Here is a 19,047-nt window from a genome sequence, read left to right on the forward strand (position 1 = left end):
AAAACGCCCCGATTTTTGTCAGGGCGTGATTCTACCTGCATTAGACGTTTAGAGCGCGCGCATGATGCTGCAAGTGGTCGTCAATGAAGCTGGCGATGAAGAAGTAGCTGTGGTCGTAGCCCGGTTGCAGGCGCAGTTCCAACGGATGGCCGGCGGACTTGGCCGCCTGTTGCAAGGCTTCGGGCTTGAGCTGGTTGGCCAGGAAATCATCGCGATCGCCCTGGTCCACCAACAATGGCAGCTTCTCCTGCGCCTCGGCAATCAATGCACAGGCGTCCCATTCCCGCCATTTCGAGCGCTCTTCCCCCAGGTAACGGGAGAACGCCTTCTGGCCCCATGGGCAATCCATTGGATTGTTGATCGGCGAAAAGGCCGACACCGAACGGTAACGCCCCGGGTTGCGCAAGGCGCAGACCAGCGCACCGTGGCCGCCCATGGAGTGGCCACTGATACCGCGTTTGTCCGAAGCCGGGAAATGCGCTTCGACCAGCGCCGGCAATTCCTGCACCACGTAGTCATGCATCCGATAGTGCCGCGCCCACGGATCCTGCGTGGCGTTCAGATAAAAGCCCGCCCCCAGGCCGAAGTCCCAGGCATTGTCCGGATCGCCCGGCACGTCGGCACCACGGGGGCTGGTGTCCGGCGCGACGATGATCAGGCCCAACTCGGCGGCCATGCGCTGGGCGCCGGCCTTTTGCATGAAGTTCTCGTCGGTACAGGTCAGCCCGGACAGCCAATACAGCACCGGCAACTTGCCGCCCTGCTCGGCTTGCGGTGGCAGGTACACGGCAAACACCATGTCACAACCCAGCACGTCGGAACGGTGCCGGTAGCGCTTGTGCCAGCCGCCAAAGCTTTTCTGACAGGAAATGTTTTCCAGACTCATGACCGACCTCAGAAATGGATAACGGTGCGGATGCTCTTGCCTTCATGCATCAGGTCGAACGCCTTGTTGATATCTTCCAGGCCCATGGTGTGGGTGATGAAGGTATCCAACGGGATCTCGCCCTTCTCGGCCATTTCCACGTAGCTTGGCAATTCGCTGCGCCCGCGCACGCCGCCAAAGGCCGAACCGCGCCAGACGCGCCCGGTCACCAACTGGAATGGACGGGTGGCGATTTCCTGCCCGGCCCCGGCCACGCCGATGATCACCGACTCGCCCCAGCCCTTGTGGCAGCATTCCAGCGCGGCGCGCATCAACTGGACATTGCCGATGCATTCGAAGGAGAAGTCCACGCCACCATCGGTCATGTCGACGATGACTTCCTGGATCGGACGGTCGAAGTCTTTCGGGTTGACGCAATCGGTGGCGCCCAGTTGCTTGGCGATTTCGAACTTGGCCGGGTTGATGTCGATGGCGATGATCCGCGCGGCCTTGGCCTTCACGGCGCCGATCACGGCCGACAGGCCGATGCCGCCCAGGCCGAAGATCGCCACGGTGTCACCCGGCTTGACCTTGGCGGTGTTGAGCACCGCGCCGATGCCCGTGGTGACGCCACAACCCAGCAGGCAGACTTTTTCCAGCGGCGCTTCTTTTGGGATCTTCGCGACGGAGATTTCCGGCAGCACGGTGTACTCGGAAAAGGTCGAGGTGCCCATGTAGTGGAAAATCGTCTCGCCCTTGTAGGAAAAACGCGAAGTGCCATCTGGCATCAGGCCTTTGCCCTGGGTGGCGCGAATCGCCTGGCAGAGGTTGGTCTTGCCCGACTTACAGAATTTGCACTGGCCGCACTCCGGCGTGTACAGCGGGATCACATGGTCACCCACCGCCACCGAGGTCACGCCTTCACCGATGGCTTCGACAATGGCGCCGCCTTCATGACCCAGGATCGACGGGAAGATCCCTTCCGGGTCGGCGCCCGACAGGGTGTAGGCGTCGGTGTGGCAGACACCGGAAGCCACCACGCGCAACAGCACCTCGCCCGCCTTGGGCATGGCGACGTCGACTTCAACGATTTCCAGGGGTTTCTTGGCCTCGAAGGCAACGGCAGCGCGCGACTTGATCATCCGGGTTCTCCAGCAAATAAATACAGGACCGGGAGTGTAATCCTCCGCCGGACAATGAATAATCCAGCCAAAAGCAAAACATTATTGCTGTACAGGGATAATCTTTCATGTCCGATAACCGCTGGGAAGGCATCGACGAATTCGTGGCCGTGGCCGAATGCAGCCAATTCACCGCCGCGGCCGAACGTCTCGGGGTTTCGTCCTCCCATATCAGTCGACAAATCGTACGGCTCGAAGAGCGTCTACAGACACGCTTGCTCTACCGCAGCACCCGCCGGGTGACCCTGACCGAAGCCGGACAAACTTTTTTGCAGCATTGCCAGCGTCTGCAGGATGGACGCGAAGAAGCACTGCGAGCCGTCGGCGACCTGACCAGCGAACCCAAGGGCATGCTCCGCATGACCTGCGCCGTGGCCTATGGCGAACGGTTTATCGTGCCACTGGTGACGCGGTTCATGGGCCTCTACCCGCAGTTGCGGGTCGACATCGAGCTGAGCAATCGCCCACTGGACCTGGTGCATGAGAGCCTGGACCTGGCGATTCGCCTGGGTCGCTTGCAGGACTCCCGTCTGGTCGCCACGCGCCTGGCGCCCCGGCGCATGTACGTGTGCGCCTCCCCCTCTTACCTGGAACGCTATGGCCGGCCCCACAGCGTGTCGGAACTGAGCCGCCACAATTGCCTGGTCGGCAGCTCCGACATCTGGCAACTGGAGCAGAACGGGCGGGAATTTTCCCAACGGGTGCAGGGAAACTGGCGCTGCAACAGTGGGCAAGCGGTGCTCGATGCGGCGCTGCAAGGGGTGGGGTTGTGTCAGTTGCCGGATTATTACGTGCTGGAGCATTTGCACAGTGGTGCATTGATCTCGCTGTTGGAAGCCCATCAGCCGCCGAATACGGCGGTGTGGGCGTTGTATCCACAGCAGCGGCATCTGTCGCCGAAGGTGCGCAAGTTGGTGGAGTATTTGAAGGAGGGGTTGGCGCAGCGGCCGGAGTATCGGGGATGACAGTGAATTTTATGTTGCCTGAACGATTGCTATCGCGAGCAAGCTCGCTCCCACAGGGGTTTATCGTCGAATGATGGGCAAGTGTTCCACACCGGTCCATTGTGGGAGCGAGCTTGCTCGCGATGGCGCCGGCCCAGATGCTGAAGCTCTAACGAGGGGACAGGTCCCGCTTAATGCCGATTCGCCCAACGCTGGCGCAACCACTCGAGGTCTTCCGGCCGAGTGACCTTGATGTTATCCGAACGCCCCTCGATCAACCGAGGCGCCTGCCCCGCCCACTCCATGGCGGACGCTTCGTCGGTAATCACCGCATCCGCCACCAGGCTGTCGGCCAGGGCTCGGTGCAAGGCACCTAGGCGGAACATCTGTGGCGTATAGGCTTGCCAGATCACGCTGCGATCAACGGTTTCCAGCACGCGGCCATGCTTGTCGACGCGTTTGAGGGTGTCGCGCGCCGGAACGGCCAGCAGGCCGCCGACCGGGTCGTTCGCCAACTCGCTGAGCAATGTGTCCAGGTCGGCCCGAGCCAGGTTGGGCCGGGCAGCGTCGTGCACCAGCACCCAATCGTGGTCGTCGGCGCCCTGCCCGTGCAGATGCAGCAAGGCATTGAGCACTGAATCCGAACGTTGCTCGCCACCGTCGACACGCTGGATGCGTGTGTCGCTGGCGCAGGCCAGGGTCGGCCAGTAGGGATCATCGTGTGCAAGGCTGACCACCACACCCTTGACGGTGGGATGGTCGAGGAAACAGCCGAGGCTGTGTTCGAGAATTGTGCGTCCGCCCAGTTGCAGGTATTGCTTGGGACGGTCGGCGGCCATCCGGGCGCCAACGCCCGCGGCAGGAATCACGGCCCAGAAGGCCGGCAAACGCATACTCATTGGGCCAACTGGTAGAGGGTTTCGCCCTCCTTGACCATGCCCAGTTCATGTCGAGCCCGCTCTTCAACGGTCTCCATGCCTTTTTTCAACTCTGTCACTTCGGCGTCCATCACCCGATTACGCTCCAGCAGCGCCTCGTTTTCGGCGTGTTGGTCGGCAATTTGCTGAGTCAGGTCGGCCACTTGCGCCAAGCTGCCATTGCCCACCCACAGGCGGTACTGCAGGCCGGCCAGCAACAGGAGCAAGACAAGAAACAACCAATTGGGACTGCGCATCGAATATCAGGTATCCAGTGAAAAAAGACCGCCATGCCAAACTTTGAAGCGTCTGATAGCACGAAGCCTGGAAGAACCAGGCTTGTGCTTGATAAGGCATCAGATTAGAGGGAAAAGCGCCGCCATGGCGACTTTTCCGACCTAAGCCGCTGTCTTTTTACCATTTACCGCTTAGCCGCGAAACTCGGCACGACCGTTGTACTTGGCCTTGCCATTCAATTGCTCTTCGATACGCAGCAATTGGTTGTACTTGGAAACGCGGTCGGAACGGCACAGCGAACCGGTCTTGATCTGGCCCGCCGCAGTGCCCACGGCCAGGTCGGCAATGGTCGAGTCTTCGGTTTCACCGGAGCGGTGGGAGATCACGGCGGTATAGCCGGCGGCCTTGGCCATCTGGATGGCTTCCAGGGTTTCGGTCAGGGTGCCGATCTGGTTGAACTTGATCAGGATCGAGTTGGCGATCTTCTTGTCGATGCCTTCTTTCAGGATCTTGGTATTGGTCACGAACAGGTCGTCACCCACCAGTTGGGTCTTCTCGCCGATCTTGTCGGTGAGGATTTTCCAGCCAGCCCAGTCGGACTCGTCCAGACCGTCTTCGATGGAGATGATCGGATAACGTTCGGTCAGGCCCTTGAGGTAGTCGGCGAAACCTTCGGCGGTGAATACCTGGCCTTCGCCGGACAGGTTGTACTTGCCGTCTTCGAAGAACTCGCTGGCGGCGCAGTCCAGGGCCAGGGTCACGTCGGTACCCAGCTTGTAGCCTGCGTTGGCCACGGCTTCGGAGATCACTTTCAGTGCGTCTTCGTTGGACGCCAGGTTCGGTGCGAAACCGCCTTCGTCGCCAACCGCGGTGCTCAGGCCACGGGCCTTCAGCACGGCCTTGAGGTGGTGGAAAATCTCGGTGCCCATGCGCAGGCCTTCGGAGAAGGTCTTGGCGCCAACCGGCTGCACCATGAATTCCTGGATGTCGACGTTGTTATCGGCGTGCTCGCCGCCGTTGATGATGTTCATCATCGGCACCGGCATCGAGTAGACACCCGGGGTACCGTTGAGGTTGGCGATGTGGGCGTACAGCGGCAGGTCCTGGTCCTGGGCAGCGGCCTTGGCAGCGGCCAGGGACACGGCGAGGATCGCGTTGGCGCCCAGGGTGGCTTTGTTCTCGGTACCGTCGAGCTTGATCATCGCGTGATCGAGGGCTTTCTGGTCGGCAGGGTCCTTGCCCAGCAACAGTTCACGGATCGGACCATTGATGTTGGCGACGGCTTTGAGCACGCCCTTGCCCAGGTAACGGCTCTTGTCGCCATCACGCAGCTCCAGCGCTTCGCGCGAGCCAGTGGAAGCACCGGACGGCGCGCAGGCGCTGCCGATGATACCGTTGTCGAGAAGCACGTCCGCTTCAACAGTGGGGTTGCCGCGGGAGTCGAGAACTTCACGACCTTTGATGTCGACGATTTTTGCCATTGTTGTAAACACTCCAAAGTTGACGAAAACGCTGTGGGAGCACGGCTTGCCGGCGATGGGGGCCTCAAGGGCGCCATCGCTGGCAAGCCATGCTCCCACAAGAGCAGTGCGGCCAGCGGGCCAGAGCGATAATCGAGCGGTACTTTACCGGAGAAAACCGCGTTACGCGGTTTCTATCATCGGAAAACTCTTGACCAGCTCGTCCAATGCCTTGAGCTGAGACAGGAAAGGTTCCAGCTTGTTCAAGCGCAAGGCACAAGGGCCGTCACACTTGGCGTTGTCCGGATCGGGGTGGGCCTCGAGGAACAGACCGGCCAGGGACTGGCTCATGCCCGCCTTGGCCAGATCAGTGACCTGGGCGCGACGACCGCCGGCGGAGTCGGAACGACCACCGGGCATCTGCAAGGCGTGGGTCACGTCGAAGAACACCGGGTATTCGAACTGCTTCATGATGCCGAAGCCGAGCATGTCCACCACGAGGTTGTTATAGCCGAAGCTCGAGCCACGCTCGCAGAGGATCAACTGGTCATTGCCGGCCTCTTCGCACTTGCTCAGGATGTGTTTCATTTCCTGGGGGGCGAGGAACTGGGCTTTCTTGATGTTGATCACCGCGCCGGTCTTGGCCATCGCCACCACCAGGTCGGTCTGGCGCGACAGGAAGGCCGGCAACTGGATGATGTCGCAGACTTCGGCGACCACTGCGGCCTGGGCCGGCTCGTGGACGTCGGTGATGATCGGCACGCCAAAGGCTTGCTTGATGTCCTGGAAGATCCGCATGCCTTCTTCCAGGCCCGGGCCACGGTAGGACGTCACGGACGAACGGTTGGCCTTGTCGAAGCTGGCCTTGAACACGTAAGGGATACCCAGTTTCTGGGTCACCTTCACGTACTCCTCGCAGACCTGCATCGCCATGTCGCGGCTTTCCAGCACGTTCATGCCGCCGAACAGCACCATGGGCTTGTCGTTGGCAATCTCGATGTCGCCGACGCGGATGATCTTCTGGGCCATCGTCTTATGCCTTTTTCTGGTGTTGGGCCAACGCGGCCTTCACGAAACCGCTGAACAACGGATGACCGTCCCGTGGCGTCGAGGTGAACTCAGGGTGGAACTGGCAGGCGACGAACCATGGATGGTCCGGGGACTCGACCACTTCCACCAGCGCGCCGTCACCGGAACGACCGGAGATTTTCAGGCCGGCCTCGATCAGTTGCGGCAGCAGGTTGTTGTTCACTTCGTAGCGATGCCGGTGACGCTCGACGATCACATCCTTGGCGTAGCAATCGTGCACCTTGGAACCGGCTTCGAGCAGGCATTCCTGGGCACCCAGACGCATGGTGCCGCCCAGGTCCGAGCTTTCGGTGCGCACTTCCACGGCGCCGGTGGCATCTTCCCACTCGGTGATCAGGCCCACGACCGGATGGCCGCTGGCGCGATCGAACTCGGTGGAGTTGGCGTCTTTCCAGCCCAGCACGTTACGGGCGAACTCGATGACCGCCACTTGCATGCCCAGGCAGATCCCCAGGTAAGGCACCTTGTTTTCGCGAGCGTATTGCACGGCGGTGATCTTGCCTTCCACGCCCCGCAGGCCGAAGCCGCCCGGCACGAGGATCGCATCGGCGCCTTCGAGCAGGCCGGTGCCCTGGTTCTCGATGTCTTCGGAATCGATGTAGCGCAGGTTGACCTTGGTGCGGTTGCTGATACCGGCGTGACTCATCGCCTCGATCAGCGACTTGTAGGCGTCCAGCAGTTCCATGTACTTGCCGACCATGGCGATGGTGACTTCGTGTTCCGGATTGAGCTTGGCATCGACCACGGCGTCCCATTCGGACAGGTCGGCGCTGGCGCATTGCAGGCCGAAACGCTCGACGACGAAATCGTCCAGGCCCTGGGAGTGCAGGATGCCCGGGATCTTGTAGATGGTGTCGGCGTCTTCCAGGCCGATGACCGCGCGCTCTTCAACGTTGGTGAACTGGGCGATCTTGCGACGCGAAGAAATGTCGATCGGGTGATCGGAGCGGCAGATCAGCACGTCCGGCTGCAGGCCGATGGAACGCAGTTCCTTGACCGAGTGCTGGGTCGGCTTGGTCTTGGTTTCGCCGGCGGTGGCGATGTACGGGACCAGGGTCAGGTGCATCAGCATCGCGCGCTTGGCGCCGATTTCGAAACGCAACTGGCGGATGGCTTCGAGGAACGGCTGGGACTCGATATCGCCCACGGTCCCGCCGATTTCGACCATCGCCACGTCGGCGTCGCCAGCACCCTTGATGATGCGGCGCTTGATTTCGTCGGTGATGTGCGGGATGACCTGGATGGTCGCGCCCAGGTAGTCACCACGACGCTCCTTGCGCAGCACGTGTTCGTAGACACGGCCGGTGGTGAAGTTGTTGTTCTGGGTCATGGTCGTGCGGATGAACCGCTCGTAGTGGCCCAGGTCCAGGTCGGTCTCGGCGCCGTCGTGGGTGACGAACACTTCACCGTGCTGGAACGGGCTCATGGTGCCCGGGTCGACGTTGATGTACGGGTCCAGCTTGAGCATGGTGACCTTAAGTCCCCGCGCCTCCAGGATGGCCGCCAATGAAGCCGAGGCAATGCCTTTCCCCAATGAAGAAACAACACCGCCCGTGACGAATATGTAGCGCGTCATGAAAAACCCTAGAAGTCTGCGTTAAAGCGGTCCGAGCCGCCGGGGAAAGCGAAGGAAGGCCGAAGCCCCCGATCACCTGCATTAATCACAGTGCACCTTTCAAAAAAACCGCCGCGTTGGGACAGACCGGAAGTGAAATCACCGGTACGTTGCTCGCTACACATTTTTTGGAATCGCCCAGCAAAGACTGCTTGGTAATCGGCAACTCCTGCAATTCAGGCGAATCCACAGAAGTTGTATCAAGAAGGGAGCGTAGTCTACCGGAAAGCCCCTTTCAGCTCAAACCCAGATCTTGGTTTCCTGGCTGCCAGATCAATTGCCAACTGCCATCAGCGGGTGTGTCGAGCCCGGCCAGGTTGGCCACCGCCAGCAATTGCTCGCCTTGATAGAGCAGCGGCAATCGGCCGCGAACGAACGCCGGCACGCCCTTTTCATTGAGCAAACGCTTGAGATCACGATGACCACGACCCGCTAACGCCAGCACCTCGCCGCCTTGACGATAGCGCACGCTAAGCGGCCCCGCAGGCGGCTGGCCGATGAGCGCCACCCGACCATTGCCCGGCAAGGGCAGCGGCAGCGCCGGATCCGCCCAGTCGACGGGGCCTGGCAGCGAACATAGCCAGTGGTCGGATAACCACCAGAGCCGCCCGGCGGCGCGATGCAGCTCGCCACCGGCCAGGCGCCAGATGGGCCGGGCATCGTCCGCGGCATCGCGCAACGAGTCCCAGCCGGCCCAGTGATCGCTGTCGGGCAGCAGGGTCAGCGGTGCCAGCCAGTGGCTCAATGCGTTGCGCTGACGGGCCGACGACAACCCCCGCAACGGCGCCAGCACCAGCGATTGCAGCCCGAGCCAGTCGAACGCAGCTGGCGTCACGGCCTGGGCCAAGTCGATCCGCGCCAAGTCGTCCAGCAAGCCTTGGGCTTCGCCCATGTGCGCAGCACTTCGGCCCAGGGTCGCCGAGGCTTGCGGCCAGTGCGCCGCCAGCACTGGAAAAACCCGCTGGCGCAGGTAGTTGCGCGCGTACCGGTGATCATCGTTGGACGGGTCGTCGATCCAGCTCAAGCCCTGTTGCGTCGCATAGGCTTGCAGCTCGGCACGGGACACCTCGAGCAACGGCCGCAGCAGATGCCCCAGACCCAAAGGTCGCTGCCGTGGCATCGCCGCCAACCCCCTCACCCCTGCCCCCCGCAGCAGGCGAAACAACAAGGTTTCGGCCTGGTCATCACGATGCTGGGCGGTGAGCAGCACTTCATTGCCATGGAGGGCCGCCACGAACGCGCCATAACGCGCCTCCCGGGCGGCACGCTCGATACTGGCGCCAGGGCGCACTTGCACATTCACCACGTCCAGCGGTACGCCAAGGGCCGCACAGACCGAACGGCAATGATCCGGCCATGCCTCGGCCACCGCCTGAAGGCCGTGATGCACATGGATCGCACTCAGCGCGGGCAGGGCGTGGTGTCGTGAAAGGGTCGCGAGCAGGTGCAGCAGGACGGTGGAGTCGAGGCCGCCGGAGAAGGCGATGCGCCAGGTGGCGGCGTTGCGCCAGGGGGATAGCTGTGTGAGGAGCCGGGTTGGCAGGTCGATGCTTGTGTTCATGGGTATCAGCCTTGGCACAAATCAAATGTGGGAGCGGGCTTGCTCGCGAAGGCGGTGAATCAGTCAACACATGGGTTGAATGTTAAACCGCTTTCGCGAGCAAGCCCGCTCCCACACTGGCTCCCCACACAACTGCTGGAAGCTTGGTCAGATCAGAGACCGTAGCTCATCAACCGCTCGTAGCGACGGGCCAGCAGCGCGTCGTTGTCGAACTTCTTGAGCATCGACAGCTGGGAACTCAGCTCGGCACGGATCAGTGCCGCCGCCGCAGCCGGATCGCGATGAGCGCCGCCCACGGGCTCGTTGATCACTTTGTCGACGATGCCCAGGCCTTTGAGACGCTCGGCGGTAATGCCCATGGCCTCGGCGGCATCCGGCGCCTTCTCGGCAGTTTTCCACAGGATCGAGGCGCAGCCTTCCGGCGAGATCACCGCATAAGTGGAATATTGCAGCATGTTCAACTGGTCGCAGACACCGATGGCCAACGCACCGCCGGAACCGCCCTCACCAATCACGGTGGCGATGATCGGGGTTTTCAGGCGTGCCATGACCCGCAGGTTCCAGGCAATCGCTTCGCTCTGGTTGCGCTCTTCGGCGTCGATGCCCGGGTAGGCGCCCGGGGTGTCGATGAAGGTCAGGATCGGCATCTTGAAGCGCTCGGCCATCTCCATCAGGCGGCACGCCTTGCGGTAGCCTTCCGGACGCGGCATACCAAAGTTGCGGCGCACCTTCTCGCGGACTTCGCGGCCTTTCTGGTGACCGATCACCATCACTGGCTGCTCGTCCAGGCGGGCAACGCCGCCGACGATCGCGGCGTCGTCGGAGAAGTGACGGTCGCCATGCAGCTCATCGAACTCGGTAAAGATGTGGTCGATGTAGTCCAGGGTGTAGGGACGACGCGGGTGACGCGCCAGACGGGCGATCTGCCAGCTGGTGAGCTTGCCGAAGATGTCTTCGGTCAGCGTGCGGCTTTTGTCCTGCAGACGTGAGATTTCATCGCCGATATTCAGCGAATTGTCATTACCGACCAAGCGCAACTCTTCGATCTTGGCTTGCAGGTCGGCGATCGGCTGTTCGAAATCAAGAAAATTCGGGTTCATAGGCGTCCGTCTTGGGTCGACGTCCAAGAGAGCTTGGGCCGGCCGGTTGTCTATTCGCGCCTACCTTAAGGGAGAGGCGCGTTCAGGTCGAGATTAAAAATTCGGGTCGAGATCAGGAGCTTTCCGGTTTCAACAGTGGCCCCTGGCCGTCAACGGTATTGGAGGAAGACGTTGTCTTTGCCGAACTGGTCACGCAAGGCTTGAATCAACGCATCCGCCGGATCGATCCGCCAGCCTTCGCCGAACTGCAGCACGGCCTTGGCATCGGGGCGTACGTACTCCATGGTGATCGGACAGGCACCGCGATGGCGCTTGAACAATTCGCCCAACCAGCGTAGCTGATCGCCCTTGAGGTCCTGGGTCTGCAACTTCAGGCGCAGGCTCTCGGCCAGGTTGGTCCGGGCATCTTCCATGCTCATCACCCGCTTGACCCGCAACCGCAGGCCACCGGAGAAGTCATCGTTGCTGACTTCGCCTTCCACCACCACCATCGCGTCGGTCTGCAACAGCGACTGCGCCGAATGGAACGCATCGGCGAAAAGTGACGCCTCGATGCGCCCGGAGCGGTCGTCCAGGGTGATGAACCCCATCTTGTCGCCCTTTTTGTTCTTCATCACCCGCAGGGCGATGATCATGCCGGCGACCGTCTGGGTGTCGCGCGCCGGCTTGAGGTCAATGATGCGCTGGCGGGCGAAGCGGCGGATCTCGCCTTCGTATTCGTCGATCGGGTGACCGGTGAGGTACAGGCCCAGGGTGTCTTTTTCACCCTTGAGGCGTTCCTTGAGGGTCAGCTCCTTGGCCTTGCGATGGTTGCCGTAGACATCGGCGTCCTCCTCGACGAACAGCCCGCCAAACAGGTCGGCGTGGCCGCTGTCGTGGGTACGGGCGGTCTGTTCGGCGGCCTTGATCGCCTCCTCCATCGCCGCCAGCAACACCGCGCGGTTGCGGTCGATGTTGGCCTGGTAGGCCTTGGGCTCATCCTGGAAGTAAGGCCCGAGCCGGTCCAGGGCGCCACTGCGGATCAAGCCGTCGAGGGTGCGCTTGTTGATGCGCTTGAGATCGACCCGCGCGCAGAAATCGAACAGGTCCTTGAACGGCCCGTCCTGGCGCGCTTCGGTGATGGCTTCCACCGGCCCCTCGCCCACGCCCTTGATCGCACCGAGGCCATAGATGATGCGGCCTTCGTCGTTCACCGTGAACTTGAACTCCGAAGCGTTCACGTCCGGGGCGTCGAGGCGCAGCTTCATGGTCCGCACTTCTTCGATCAAGGTCACGACCTTGTCGGTGTTGTGCATATCCGCCGAGAGTACCGCGGCCATGAATGGCGCCGGGTAATGTGCTTTCAACCATGCCGTCTGGTACGACACCAGGCCATAGGCGGCGGAGTGGGATTTGTTGAAGCCGTAGCCGGCGAATTTTTCCACCAGGTCGAAGATGTTGCCCGCCAGGTCCGCATCGATGCCGTTGTTCGCGCAACCTTCGATGAAACCACCGCGCTGCTTGGCCATTTCCTCGGGTTTTTTCTTACCCATGGCTCGACGCAGCATGTCCGCACCGCCGAGGGTGTAGCCGGCCATCACCTGGGCAATCTGCATCACCTGTTCCTGGTACAGGATGATGCCGTAGGTCGGGGCCAGTACCGGCTTGAGGCCGTCGTACTGATAATCCGGGTGCGGGTACGCCAGCTCGGCGCGACCGTGCTTACGGTTGATGAAGTCATCCACCATGCCCGATTGCAGCGGCCCCGGACGGAACAGGGCCACCAGTGCGATCAGGTCTTCCAGGCAGTCGGGCTTGAGCTTCTTGATCAGCTCCTTCATGCCCCGGGATTCAAGCTGGAACACCGCCGTGGTTTCGGCTTTTTGCAACAGGCTGTAGGTCGGCTTGTCATCCAGCGGGATGAAGGCAATGTCCAGCGGCTCTTCGCCGACCTTGGCCCGGTCGCGGTTGATGGTTTTCAGCGCCCAGTCGATGATCGTCAGGGTCCGCAGGCCGAGGAAGTCGAACTTCACCAGGCCCGCCGCCTCGACGTCGTCCTTGTCGAACTGGGTCACCAGGCCGTCGCCTTCTTCATCGCAATAGATCGGCGAGAAGTCCGTCAACTTGGTCGGCGCGATGACCACGCCCCCGGCGTGCTTGCCGACGTTACGCACCACGCCTTCGAGCTTGCGGGCCATCTCCCAGATTTCCGCGGCCTCTTCGTCGACCTTGATGAAGTCCCGCAGGATTTCTTCCTGCTCGTAGGCCTTCTCCAGGGTCATGCCGACTTCGAACGGAATCATCTTCGACAGGCGATCCGCCAGACCGTAGGACTTGCCCTGCACCCGCGCCACGTCACGCACCACCGCCTTGGCGGCCATGGAACCGAAGGTGATGATCTGGCTTACCGCGTTGCGGCCATATTTCTCGGCCACGTAGTCGATGACCCGGTCGCGGCCGTCCATGCAGAAGTCGACGTCGAAGTCGGGCATGGATACCCGTTCCGGGTTGAGGAAACGTTCGAACAGCAGGTCATATTCCAGCGGGTCGAGGTCGGTGATCTTCTGCACGTAGGCCACCAGCGACCCGGCGCCCGATCCACGGCCAGGGCCCACCGGCACGCCGTTGTTCTTGGCCCACTGGATGAAGTCCATCACGATCAGGAAGTAACCGGGAAACCCCATCTGGATGATGATATCCAGCTCGAAATTCAACCGATCGACATAGACCTGGCGCTTGGCTTCGTAATCTTCGGTGGTGTCCTTGGGCAACAGGACGCGGAGGCGTTCGTCGAGGCCGTCGAAGGACACTTTGCGGAAATACTCGTCGATGGTCATGCCATCGGGAATCGGGAAGTTGGGCAGGAAGTGCTTGCCCAGCTTCACTTCGATGTTGCAGCGCTTGGCGATCTCGACGGTGTTTTCCAGCGCCTCGGGCAAATCGCTGAACAACTCGGCCATTTCCTCGGCGCTCTTGAGGTATTGCTGGTCGCTGTAGTTCTTCGACCGACGCGGGTCGTCGAGGGCACGGCCCTCACCGATGCAGACCCGCGTTTCGTGGGCTTCGAAATCTTCCTGCTTGATGAACCGCACGTCGTTGGTCGCCACCAGCGGCGCGCCGATCCTGTCCGCCAGGGCCACGGCGGCATGCAGGTGCTCTTCGTCATTGGGACGGTTGGTGCGTTGCACCTCGATGTAGAAGCGGTCCGGAAACACCGCCATCCAGTCACGGGCCAGGGTCTCAGCTTCGTCGGGATTGCCACTGAGCAGGGCCAGGCCGATTTCACCTTCCTTGGCCGCCGACAGCATGATCAGCCCTTCGCTGGCCTCGGCCACCCACTCGCGCTCGATGATGATCGAGCCGTTGCGCTGGCCATCGATAAAGCCGCGGGAGATCAGCTCGGTGAGGTTGCGATAACCCACGGCGTTCATCGCCAACAGGCTGATACGGCTCAGCGGCGCGTCCGGATCCTTGTTCGACAGCCACAGGTCGGCGCCACAGATCGGCTTGATCCCGGCGCCCATGGCGGCCTTGTAGAACTTGACCAGCGAGCACATGTTGTTCTGGTCGGTAACCGCCACGGCAGGCATGTTCATGCCCACCAGGGTCTTGACCAGGGGCTTGATCCGCACCAGACCGTCGACCAGGGAGTATTCAGTGTGCAGGCGTAGATGAACGAATGAAGCCGGCATAGTGATCCTGCGTTAAGTCATGAAAACAACAAGGCCCGGATTGTACCGGGCCTTGGGTAAAACATCAGCCATGAGTGTCCGGTCTTGAAAACGCGAACACGGCTTTTGTGGCGAGGGGATTTATCCCCGCTGGGGCGCGAAGCGGCCCTTAAACCTGACAACCCGTTACGCCTGATAGACTTCGGGACTGCTTCGCAGTCCAACGGGGATAAATCCCCTCGCCACAAAAGCAGCGTTCGTCTTAAGAAACAGGGCACTGACTGTTTATGATCAACCCGTCACGGGCTTCATAAGCCAGCCGCACCGGGGCGAACGAGCGCCGGTGGATCGGCGTCGGCCCCAGGCGTGCCAGGGCTTCCAGATGAACGGGGGTCGGGTAGCCCTTGTGGCTGCCGATGCCGTAGCCTGGGTAGATCAACTCGAAAGCCGCCATTTCCCGGTCGCGGCTGACCTTCGCCAGAATCGAGGCCGCCGCGATGGCCGGCACCTTGCCATCGCCCTGGATCACCGCTTCGGCGCGCATCGACAACTTCGGGCAGCGATTGCCATCGATCATCGCCAGCTTCGGCGTGATGTGCAGGCCCTGCACCGCACGCTGCATGGCGAGCATGGTGGCGTGCAGGATATTGAGCTCATCGATCTCTTCGACTTCGGCCCGGGCGATGCACCAGCTCAGGGCTTTCTCGCAGATTTCGTCGTAGAGTTTTTCACGACGGGCTTCGGTGAGTTTCTTCGAATCATTGAGCCCCAGGATCGGCCGGTTCGGGTCGAGAATCACCGCCGCCGTCACCACCGCGCCGCACAATGGGCCGCGCCCCACTTCATCGACACCGGCCACCAGTTCTTCCACTTCGGCAACCAGGTTGAAGTCCAGGCCCATCTGTAGCTTTACATTGCTCATGGTTTTGCGCCGATCAGGGTCAGTACCGCGTCAGCCGCCTGGTTGGAGGCATCGCGACGCAGGGTACGGTGAATTTCGTCAAAGCCGCGAGTCTGTTCCTCGCCGCCGTCGATCAAGGGCAAGAGTGTGGTGGCCAGCGCCTCGGCGGTCGCATCGTCCTGCAGCAGCTCCGGCACCAACAGGCGTTGGGCCAGCAGGTTCGGCAAGGACACGTAGGGGCTCTTGACCATGCGCTTGAGAATCCAGAACGTCAGCGGCGCCAGGCGATAGGCGACCACCATCGGGCGTTTGTACAACAACGCCTCAAGGGTAGCAGTGCCGGAGGCAATCAACACCGCATCACAGGCCGCCAACGCGTCGTGGGAACGGCCGTCGAGCAACGTCACCGGCAAATCGCGACCGACCAGCAGGGCTTCCAGCTGGACGCGCCGCTGCGGACTGGCACACGGCAGGACAAACCGTACACCGGGGCGCAGCGCCAGAAGGCGTTCGGCGGCGTCGAAGAACAAGCCACCCAGGCGACTCACTTCGCCGCCCCGGCTACCGGGCATCAACGCCACCAGCGGCCCGTCGGGCAAGCCCAACGCCTGGCGAGCCGCCTCGCGATCGGCTTCCAAGGGAATGGTATCGGCCAGGGTGTGCCCGACAAATCGCACCGGTACGCCCTTCTCTTCGTAGAACCTGGCCTCGAACGGCAGCAGCGTCAGCATCAGGTCGCAGCCTTCGCGGATCTTCAGCACCCGCTTCTGCCGCCAGGCCCAGACCGACGGGCTGACGTAGTGCACGGTCTTGATCCCGGCCTGACGCAATTTGAGTTCGATATTGAGGGTGAAATCCGGCGCATCGATGCCGATGAACACATCCGGTTTTTCTTCGATCAGGGTCTGGATCAGTTTCTTGCGTCGGGCCAGCAGCTCGCGCAAGCGACCGAGCACTTCCACCAGGCCCATCACTGACAGACGCTCCATCGGAAAATAGGAGGTCAGGCCTTCGGCCTGCATCAACGGCCCACCGACCCCGATGAATTCCACCGCGGGGTGCTGCGCCTTGAGCGCTCGCATCAGACCCGCGCCCAGAATGTCACCGGAAGCCTCTCCCGCCACCAGTGCAACGCGCACGTTAGCCATGGTCAGCGAGTGATGCCGCGGGTCGAAGACTGGATGGAATCGCGGAAGATCGCGACTTCCGGGTATTGCACCGACGCCTCGGCCAGTTCGGCGAGCGCCTGCTCGACGGTCAGGCCCTGGCGGTACACCACCTTGTAGGCACGACGCAGGGCTGTAATCGCCTCTTCGCTGAAACCACGACGGCGCATGCCTTCGAAGTTCATGCTGCGGGCTTCGGCCGGGTTGCCGAACACCGTGACATAGGCTGGGACGTCCTTGCCGATGGCGGTGCCCATGCCAGAGAAGCTGTGGGCGCCGATATGGCAATACTGGTGCACCAGGGTGAACCCGGACAGGATCGCCCAATCGTCCACGTGCACATGGCCGGCCAACGCGGTGTTGTTGACCAGGATGCAATGGTTGCCGATCACACTGTCATGGCCGATGTGTGCATAAGCCATGATCAGGTTGTGGTCGCCCAGGGTCGTTTCGGAACGATCCTGGACGGTGCCACGGTGAATCGTCACGCCTTCGCGGATCACGTTGTGATCGCCGATGACCAGACGGGTTTCTTCACCTTTGTACTTGAGATCGGGCGTGTCCTCGCCTACCGAAGAAAACTGGTAGATGCGATTGTGACGACCAATCCGGGTCGGTCCCTTGAGCACTACGTGGGGGCCGATCACCGTACCCTCGCCGATTTCCACACCTGCGCCGACAATCGACCACGGGCCGACCTCGACATCGGCGGCCAGGACGGCCGTCGGATCGATGATTGCGCGAGGGTCAATCAAACTCATAGTTTGCGTTCCGCACAGATGATTTCAGCGGAGCAGACTGGCTTGCCGTCGACCGAAGCCTGGCATTCGAATTTCCAGATCTGGCGCTTGCAACTGATGAACTTGGCTTCGAGGATCAACTGATCGCCCGGAGTGACCGGCTGGCGGAAGCGCAGCTTGTCGGAACCGACGAAGTAATAGAGCGTGCCGTCGGCAGGCTTGACGTCGAGCATTTTGAAACCAAGGATCCCGGCAGCCTGGGCCATCGCCTCGATGATCAAGACGCCCGGCATGATTGGATGCGCGGGGAAGTGACCGTTGAAGAACGGCTCGTTGATGCTGACATTCTTATAGGCGCGAATGCGCTTGCCTTCAACGTCCAGGTCCACCACCCGATCCACCAGCAGGAACGGGTAACGGTGAGGCAGGTATTCGCGAATCTCGTTGATGTCCATCATTTCGGGGGGAAGCCTATGTAAAGATTGGGAGCGCACGAGTGACGCGCACTCCGCTAGCAAATCAAGATGCCCTAACGGCTGTGCACACTTGATATGGAAATGGTATCAGCCATCTGATGAAGCATTACCGCCAGGGGTCACGTCCCCTACACGCTTTTCCACCTGCTTGAGGCGCCGCGCGATGTCGTCGAGCTGGCGGATACGCGCCGCGCTCTTGCGCCATTCGGCTGCCGGTTGCATGGCTGTGCCGGAAGAATAGGCACCCGGCTCGGTAATCGAGTGGGTCACCATGGTCATCCCGGTCAGGAATACGTTGTCACAGATGTCGATATGGCCCACCAGGCCCACGCCACCGGCGAGCATGCAATGCTTGCCGATCTTGGTGCTACCGGAGATCCCCACGCAGGCGGCCATGGCGGTGTGGTCACCAACCTGGACGTTGTGGGCGATCTGGATCTGGTTGTCGAGCTTGACGCCATTGCCGATGACCGTATCGGCCAGGGCACCGCGGTCGATCGCAGTGTTGACGCCGATTTCAACGTCATCGCCAATGGTGACGCCACCGATCTGGGCGATCTTTTGCCAGATGCCTTTCTCGTTGGCAAAACCGAACCCTTCGCCACCCAGCACGGCACCGGACTGGATCACCACCCGCTTGCCGATGCGCACATCGTGATACAGGGTGACCCGTGGGGCCAGCCAGCCGCCTTCGCCGATCTCGCTGCGCGCACCAATGACGCAATGGGCGCCCAGCGTGACGCCGGCACCGATTCGGGCCGCGCTTTCGATGACCACGAACGGACCGACGCTGGCGGTAGGGTCCACCACGGCATCCGCCGCGATCACCGCGCTGGGATGAATACCAGCAGCCGACTTGGGCTTGGGATCGAACAGATGGGAAATTCGCGCATACGCCAGGTACGGATCGGGCACGATCAGGGCGTCGCCGGCAAACCCTTCGGCATCGGCAGCCTTGAGCAACAGCGCGGCGGCCCGGCTATCAGCCAGATACTTGCGATACTGAGGATTTGCCAGGAAGCTCAACTGAGCTGGGCCAGCCTCTTGCAAAGTGGCTAGCCCAGTAATAGCCTTCTCCGGGTCGCCACGCAAGGTGGCGCCGAGGAACTCGGCCAACTGGCCAAGCTTGATGGTCGCTGTCATGG

At 61.6% G+C, this 19,047-nt stretch carries 16 protein-coding genes; 1 reads left to right on the plus strand and 15 read right to left on the minus strand.

The features are described 5' to 3' along the window. Positions 1-40: 40 nt before the first annotated feature. Together fghA and BM317_RS08910 are read right to left on the minus strand one after the other, a co-directional pair. The gene (gene fghA, locus BM317_RS08905; protein ID WP_092165865.1) at positions 41-886 is read right to left on the minus strand and encodes an S-formylglutathione hydrolase; all 846 of its coding nucleotides are present in this window, start codon (positions 884-886) and stop codon (positions 41-43) included. A gap of 8 nt (positions 887-894) precedes the next feature. Continuing rightward, entirely contained in the window at positions 895-2,007 is a 1,113-nt protein-coding gene (locus tag BM317_RS08910; protein WP_060738985.1) for an S-(hydroxymethyl)glutathione dehydrogenase/class III alcohol dehydrogenase, read from the minus strand. A gap of 107 nt (positions 2,008-2,114) precedes the next feature. Between BM317_RS08910 and BM317_RS08915 the strand changes: the two genes are divergently transcribed. Continuing rightward, entirely contained in the window at positions 2,115-3,011 is an 897-nt protein-coding gene (locus BM317_RS08915; protein WP_092165854.1) for a LysR substrate-binding domain-containing protein, read from the plus strand. 170 nt (positions 3,012-3,181) lie between these two features. On the opposite strand, the gene ispD is transcribed toward BM317_RS08915, so the two are convergent. The 13 genes from ispD to lpxD all read right to left on the minus strand — a co-directional run bounded on the left by ispD (position 3,182) and on the right by lpxD (position 19,045). After that, on the minus strand, positions 3,182-3,889 hold the full coding sequence (gene ispD, locus BM317_RS08920; RefSeq protein WP_072408301.1) for a 2-C-methyl-D-erythritol 4-phosphate cytidylyltransferase: 708 nt from the start codon (positions 3,887-3,889) through the stop codon (positions 3,182-3,184). Then, the gene (gene ftsB / locus BM317_RS08925; RefSeq protein WP_003184873.1) at positions 3,886-4,164 is read right to left on the minus strand and encodes a cell division protein FtsB; all 279 of its coding nucleotides are present in this window, start codon (positions 4,162-4,164) and stop codon (positions 3,886-3,888) included. Before ftsB ends, ispD begins: the two co-directional genes overlap by 4 nt. 171 nt (positions 4,165-4,335) lie before the next feature. After that, a complete protein-coding gene (gene eno / locus BM317_RS08930) occupies positions 4,336-5,625 on the minus strand; it encodes a phosphopyruvate hydratase (protein WP_072408299.1) in 1,290 nt (429 codons plus the stop codon). A gap of 162 nt (positions 5,626-5,787) precedes the next feature. Further along, entirely contained in the window at positions 5,788-6,633 is an 846-nt protein-coding gene (kdsA, locus tag BM317_RS08935; protein WP_092165852.1) for a 3-deoxy-8-phosphooctulonate synthase, read from the minus strand. A 4-nt stretch (positions 6,634-6,637) separates the two neighbouring features. Continuing rightward, positions 6,638-8,269: a CTP synthase gene (locus BM317_RS08940; protein WP_058542194.1), complete on the minus strand. Its 1,632-nt coding sequence runs from the start codon at positions 8,267-8,269 to the stop codon at positions 6,638-6,640. A 274-nt stretch (positions 8,270-8,543) separates the two neighbouring features. Then, positions 8,544-9,869: a tRNA lysidine(34) synthetase TilS gene (gene tilS / locus BM317_RS08945; protein ID WP_092474022.1), complete on the minus strand. Its 1,326-nt coding sequence runs from the start codon at positions 9,867-9,869 to the stop codon at positions 8,544-8,546. Between the two features lie 152 nt (positions 9,870-10,021). Next, complete coding sequence (locus tag BM317_RS08950) at positions 10,022-10,969, minus strand: acetyl-CoA carboxylase carboxyltransferase subunit alpha (protein WP_060738991.1); 948 nt, start codon at positions 10,967-10,969, stop codon at positions 10,022-10,024. Positions 10,970-11,118: 149 nt separating this feature from the next. Next, the gene (gene dnaE / locus BM317_RS08955) at positions 11,119-14,640 is read right to left on the minus strand and encodes a DNA polymerase III subunit alpha (RefSeq protein ID WP_092165850.1); all 3,522 of its coding nucleotides are present in this window, start codon (positions 14,638-14,640) and stop codon (positions 11,119-11,121) included. Positions 14,641-14,881: 241 nt separating this feature from the next. Next, on the minus strand, positions 14,882-15,541 hold the full coding sequence (rnhB, locus tag BM317_RS08965) for a ribonuclease HII (protein ID WP_092165848.1): 660 nt from the start codon (positions 15,539-15,541) through the stop codon (positions 14,882-14,884). Then, positions 15,538-16,668, minus strand: a complete 1,131-nt coding sequence (gene lpxB, locus BM317_RS08970; protein WP_092165847.1) for a lipid-A-disaccharide synthase — start codon at positions 16,666-16,668, stop codon at positions 15,538-15,540. The genes rnhB and lpxB overlap by 4 nt, the downstream gene beginning before the upstream one ends. A 2-nt stretch (positions 16,669-16,670) precedes the next feature. Next, positions 16,671-17,447, minus strand: a complete 777-nt coding sequence (gene lpxA / locus BM317_RS08975; RefSeq protein ID WP_092165845.1) for an acyl-ACP--UDP-N-acetylglucosamine O-acyltransferase — start codon at positions 17,445-17,447, stop codon at positions 16,671-16,673. After that, positions 17,444-17,884: a 3-hydroxyacyl-ACP dehydratase FabZ gene (gene fabZ, locus BM317_RS08980; protein WP_003184897.1), complete on the minus strand. Its 441-nt coding sequence runs from the start codon at positions 17,882-17,884 to the stop codon at positions 17,444-17,446. Before fabZ ends, lpxA begins: the two co-directional genes overlap by 4 nt. A gap of 105 nt (positions 17,885-17,989) precedes the next feature. Continuing rightward, positions 17,990-19,045, minus strand: a complete 1,056-nt coding sequence (gene lpxD / locus BM317_RS08985; RefSeq protein WP_060738995.1) for a UDP-3-O-(3-hydroxymyristoyl)glucosamine N-acyltransferase — start codon at positions 19,043-19,045, stop codon at positions 17,990-17,992. Positions 19,046-19,047 lie beyond the last annotated feature (2 nt).

It is taken from the genome of Pseudomonas sp. NFACC24-1, from assembly GCF_900115235.1.
GTDB classification, from domain to species: Bacteria; Pseudomonadota; Gammaproteobacteria; order Pseudomonadales; family Pseudomonadaceae; genus Aquipseudomonas; species Aquipseudomonas fluorescens_AA.

Bases quoted from the DNA above. Each gene is read 5' to 3' on its own strand.
- fghA (WP_092165865.1), bottom strand. From the start codon at position 886: ATGAGTCTGGAAAACATTTCCTGTCAGAAAAGCTTTGGCGGCTGGCAC.
- BM317_RS08910 (WP_060738985.1), bottom strand. From the start codon at position 2,007: ATGATCAAGTCGCGCGCTGCCGTTGCCTTCGAGGCCAAGAAACCCCTG.
- BM317_RS08915 (WP_092165854.1), top strand. From the start codon at position 2,115: ATGTCCGATAACCGCTGGGAAGGCATCGACGAATTCGTGGCCGTGGCC.
- ispD (WP_072408301.1), bottom strand. From the start codon at position 3,889: ATGAGTATGCGTTTGCCGGCCTTCTGGGCCGTGATTCCTGCCGCGGGC.
- ftsB (WP_003184873.1), bottom strand. From the start codon at position 4,164: ATGCGCAGTCCCAATTGGTTGTTTCTTGTCTTGCTCCTGTTGCTGGCC.
- eno (WP_072408299.1), bottom strand. From the start codon at position 5,625: ATGGCAAAAATCGTCGACATCAAAGGTCGTGAAGTTCTCGACTCCCGC.
- kdsA (WP_092165852.1), bottom strand. From the start codon at position 6,633: ATGGCCCAGAAGATCATCCGCGTCGGCGACATCGAGATTGCCAACGAC.
- BM317_RS08940 (WP_058542194.1), bottom strand. From the start codon at position 8,269: ATGACGCGCTACATATTCGTCACGGGCGGTGTTGTTTCTTCATTGGGG.
- tilS (WP_092474022.1), bottom strand. From the start codon at position 9,869: ATGAACACAAGCATCGACCTGCCAACCCGGCTCCTCACACAGCTATCC.
- BM317_RS08950 (WP_060738991.1), bottom strand. From the start codon at position 10,969: ATGAACCCGAATTTTCTTGATTTCGAACAGCCGATCGCCGACCTGCAA.
- dnaE (WP_092165850.1), bottom strand. From the start codon at position 14,640: ATGCCGGCTTCATTCGTTCATCTACGCCTGCACACTGAATACTCCCTG.
- rnhB (WP_092165848.1), bottom strand. From the start codon at position 15,541: ATGAGCAATGTAAAGCTACAGATGGGCCTGGACTTCAACCTGGTTGCC.
- lpxB (WP_092165847.1), bottom strand. From the start codon at position 16,668: ATGGCTAACGTGCGCGTTGCACTGGTGGCGGGAGAGGCTTCCGGTGAC.
- lpxA (WP_092165845.1), bottom strand. From the start codon at position 17,447: ATGAGTTTGATTGACCCTCGCGCAATCATCGATCCGACGGCCGTCCTG.
- fabZ (WP_003184897.1), bottom strand. From the start codon at position 17,884: ATGATGGACATCAACGAGATTCGCGAATACCTGCCTCACCGTTACCCG.
- lpxD (WP_060738995.1), bottom strand. From the start codon at position 19,045: ATGACAGCGACCATCAAGCTTGGCCAGTTGGCCGAGTTCCTCGGCGCC.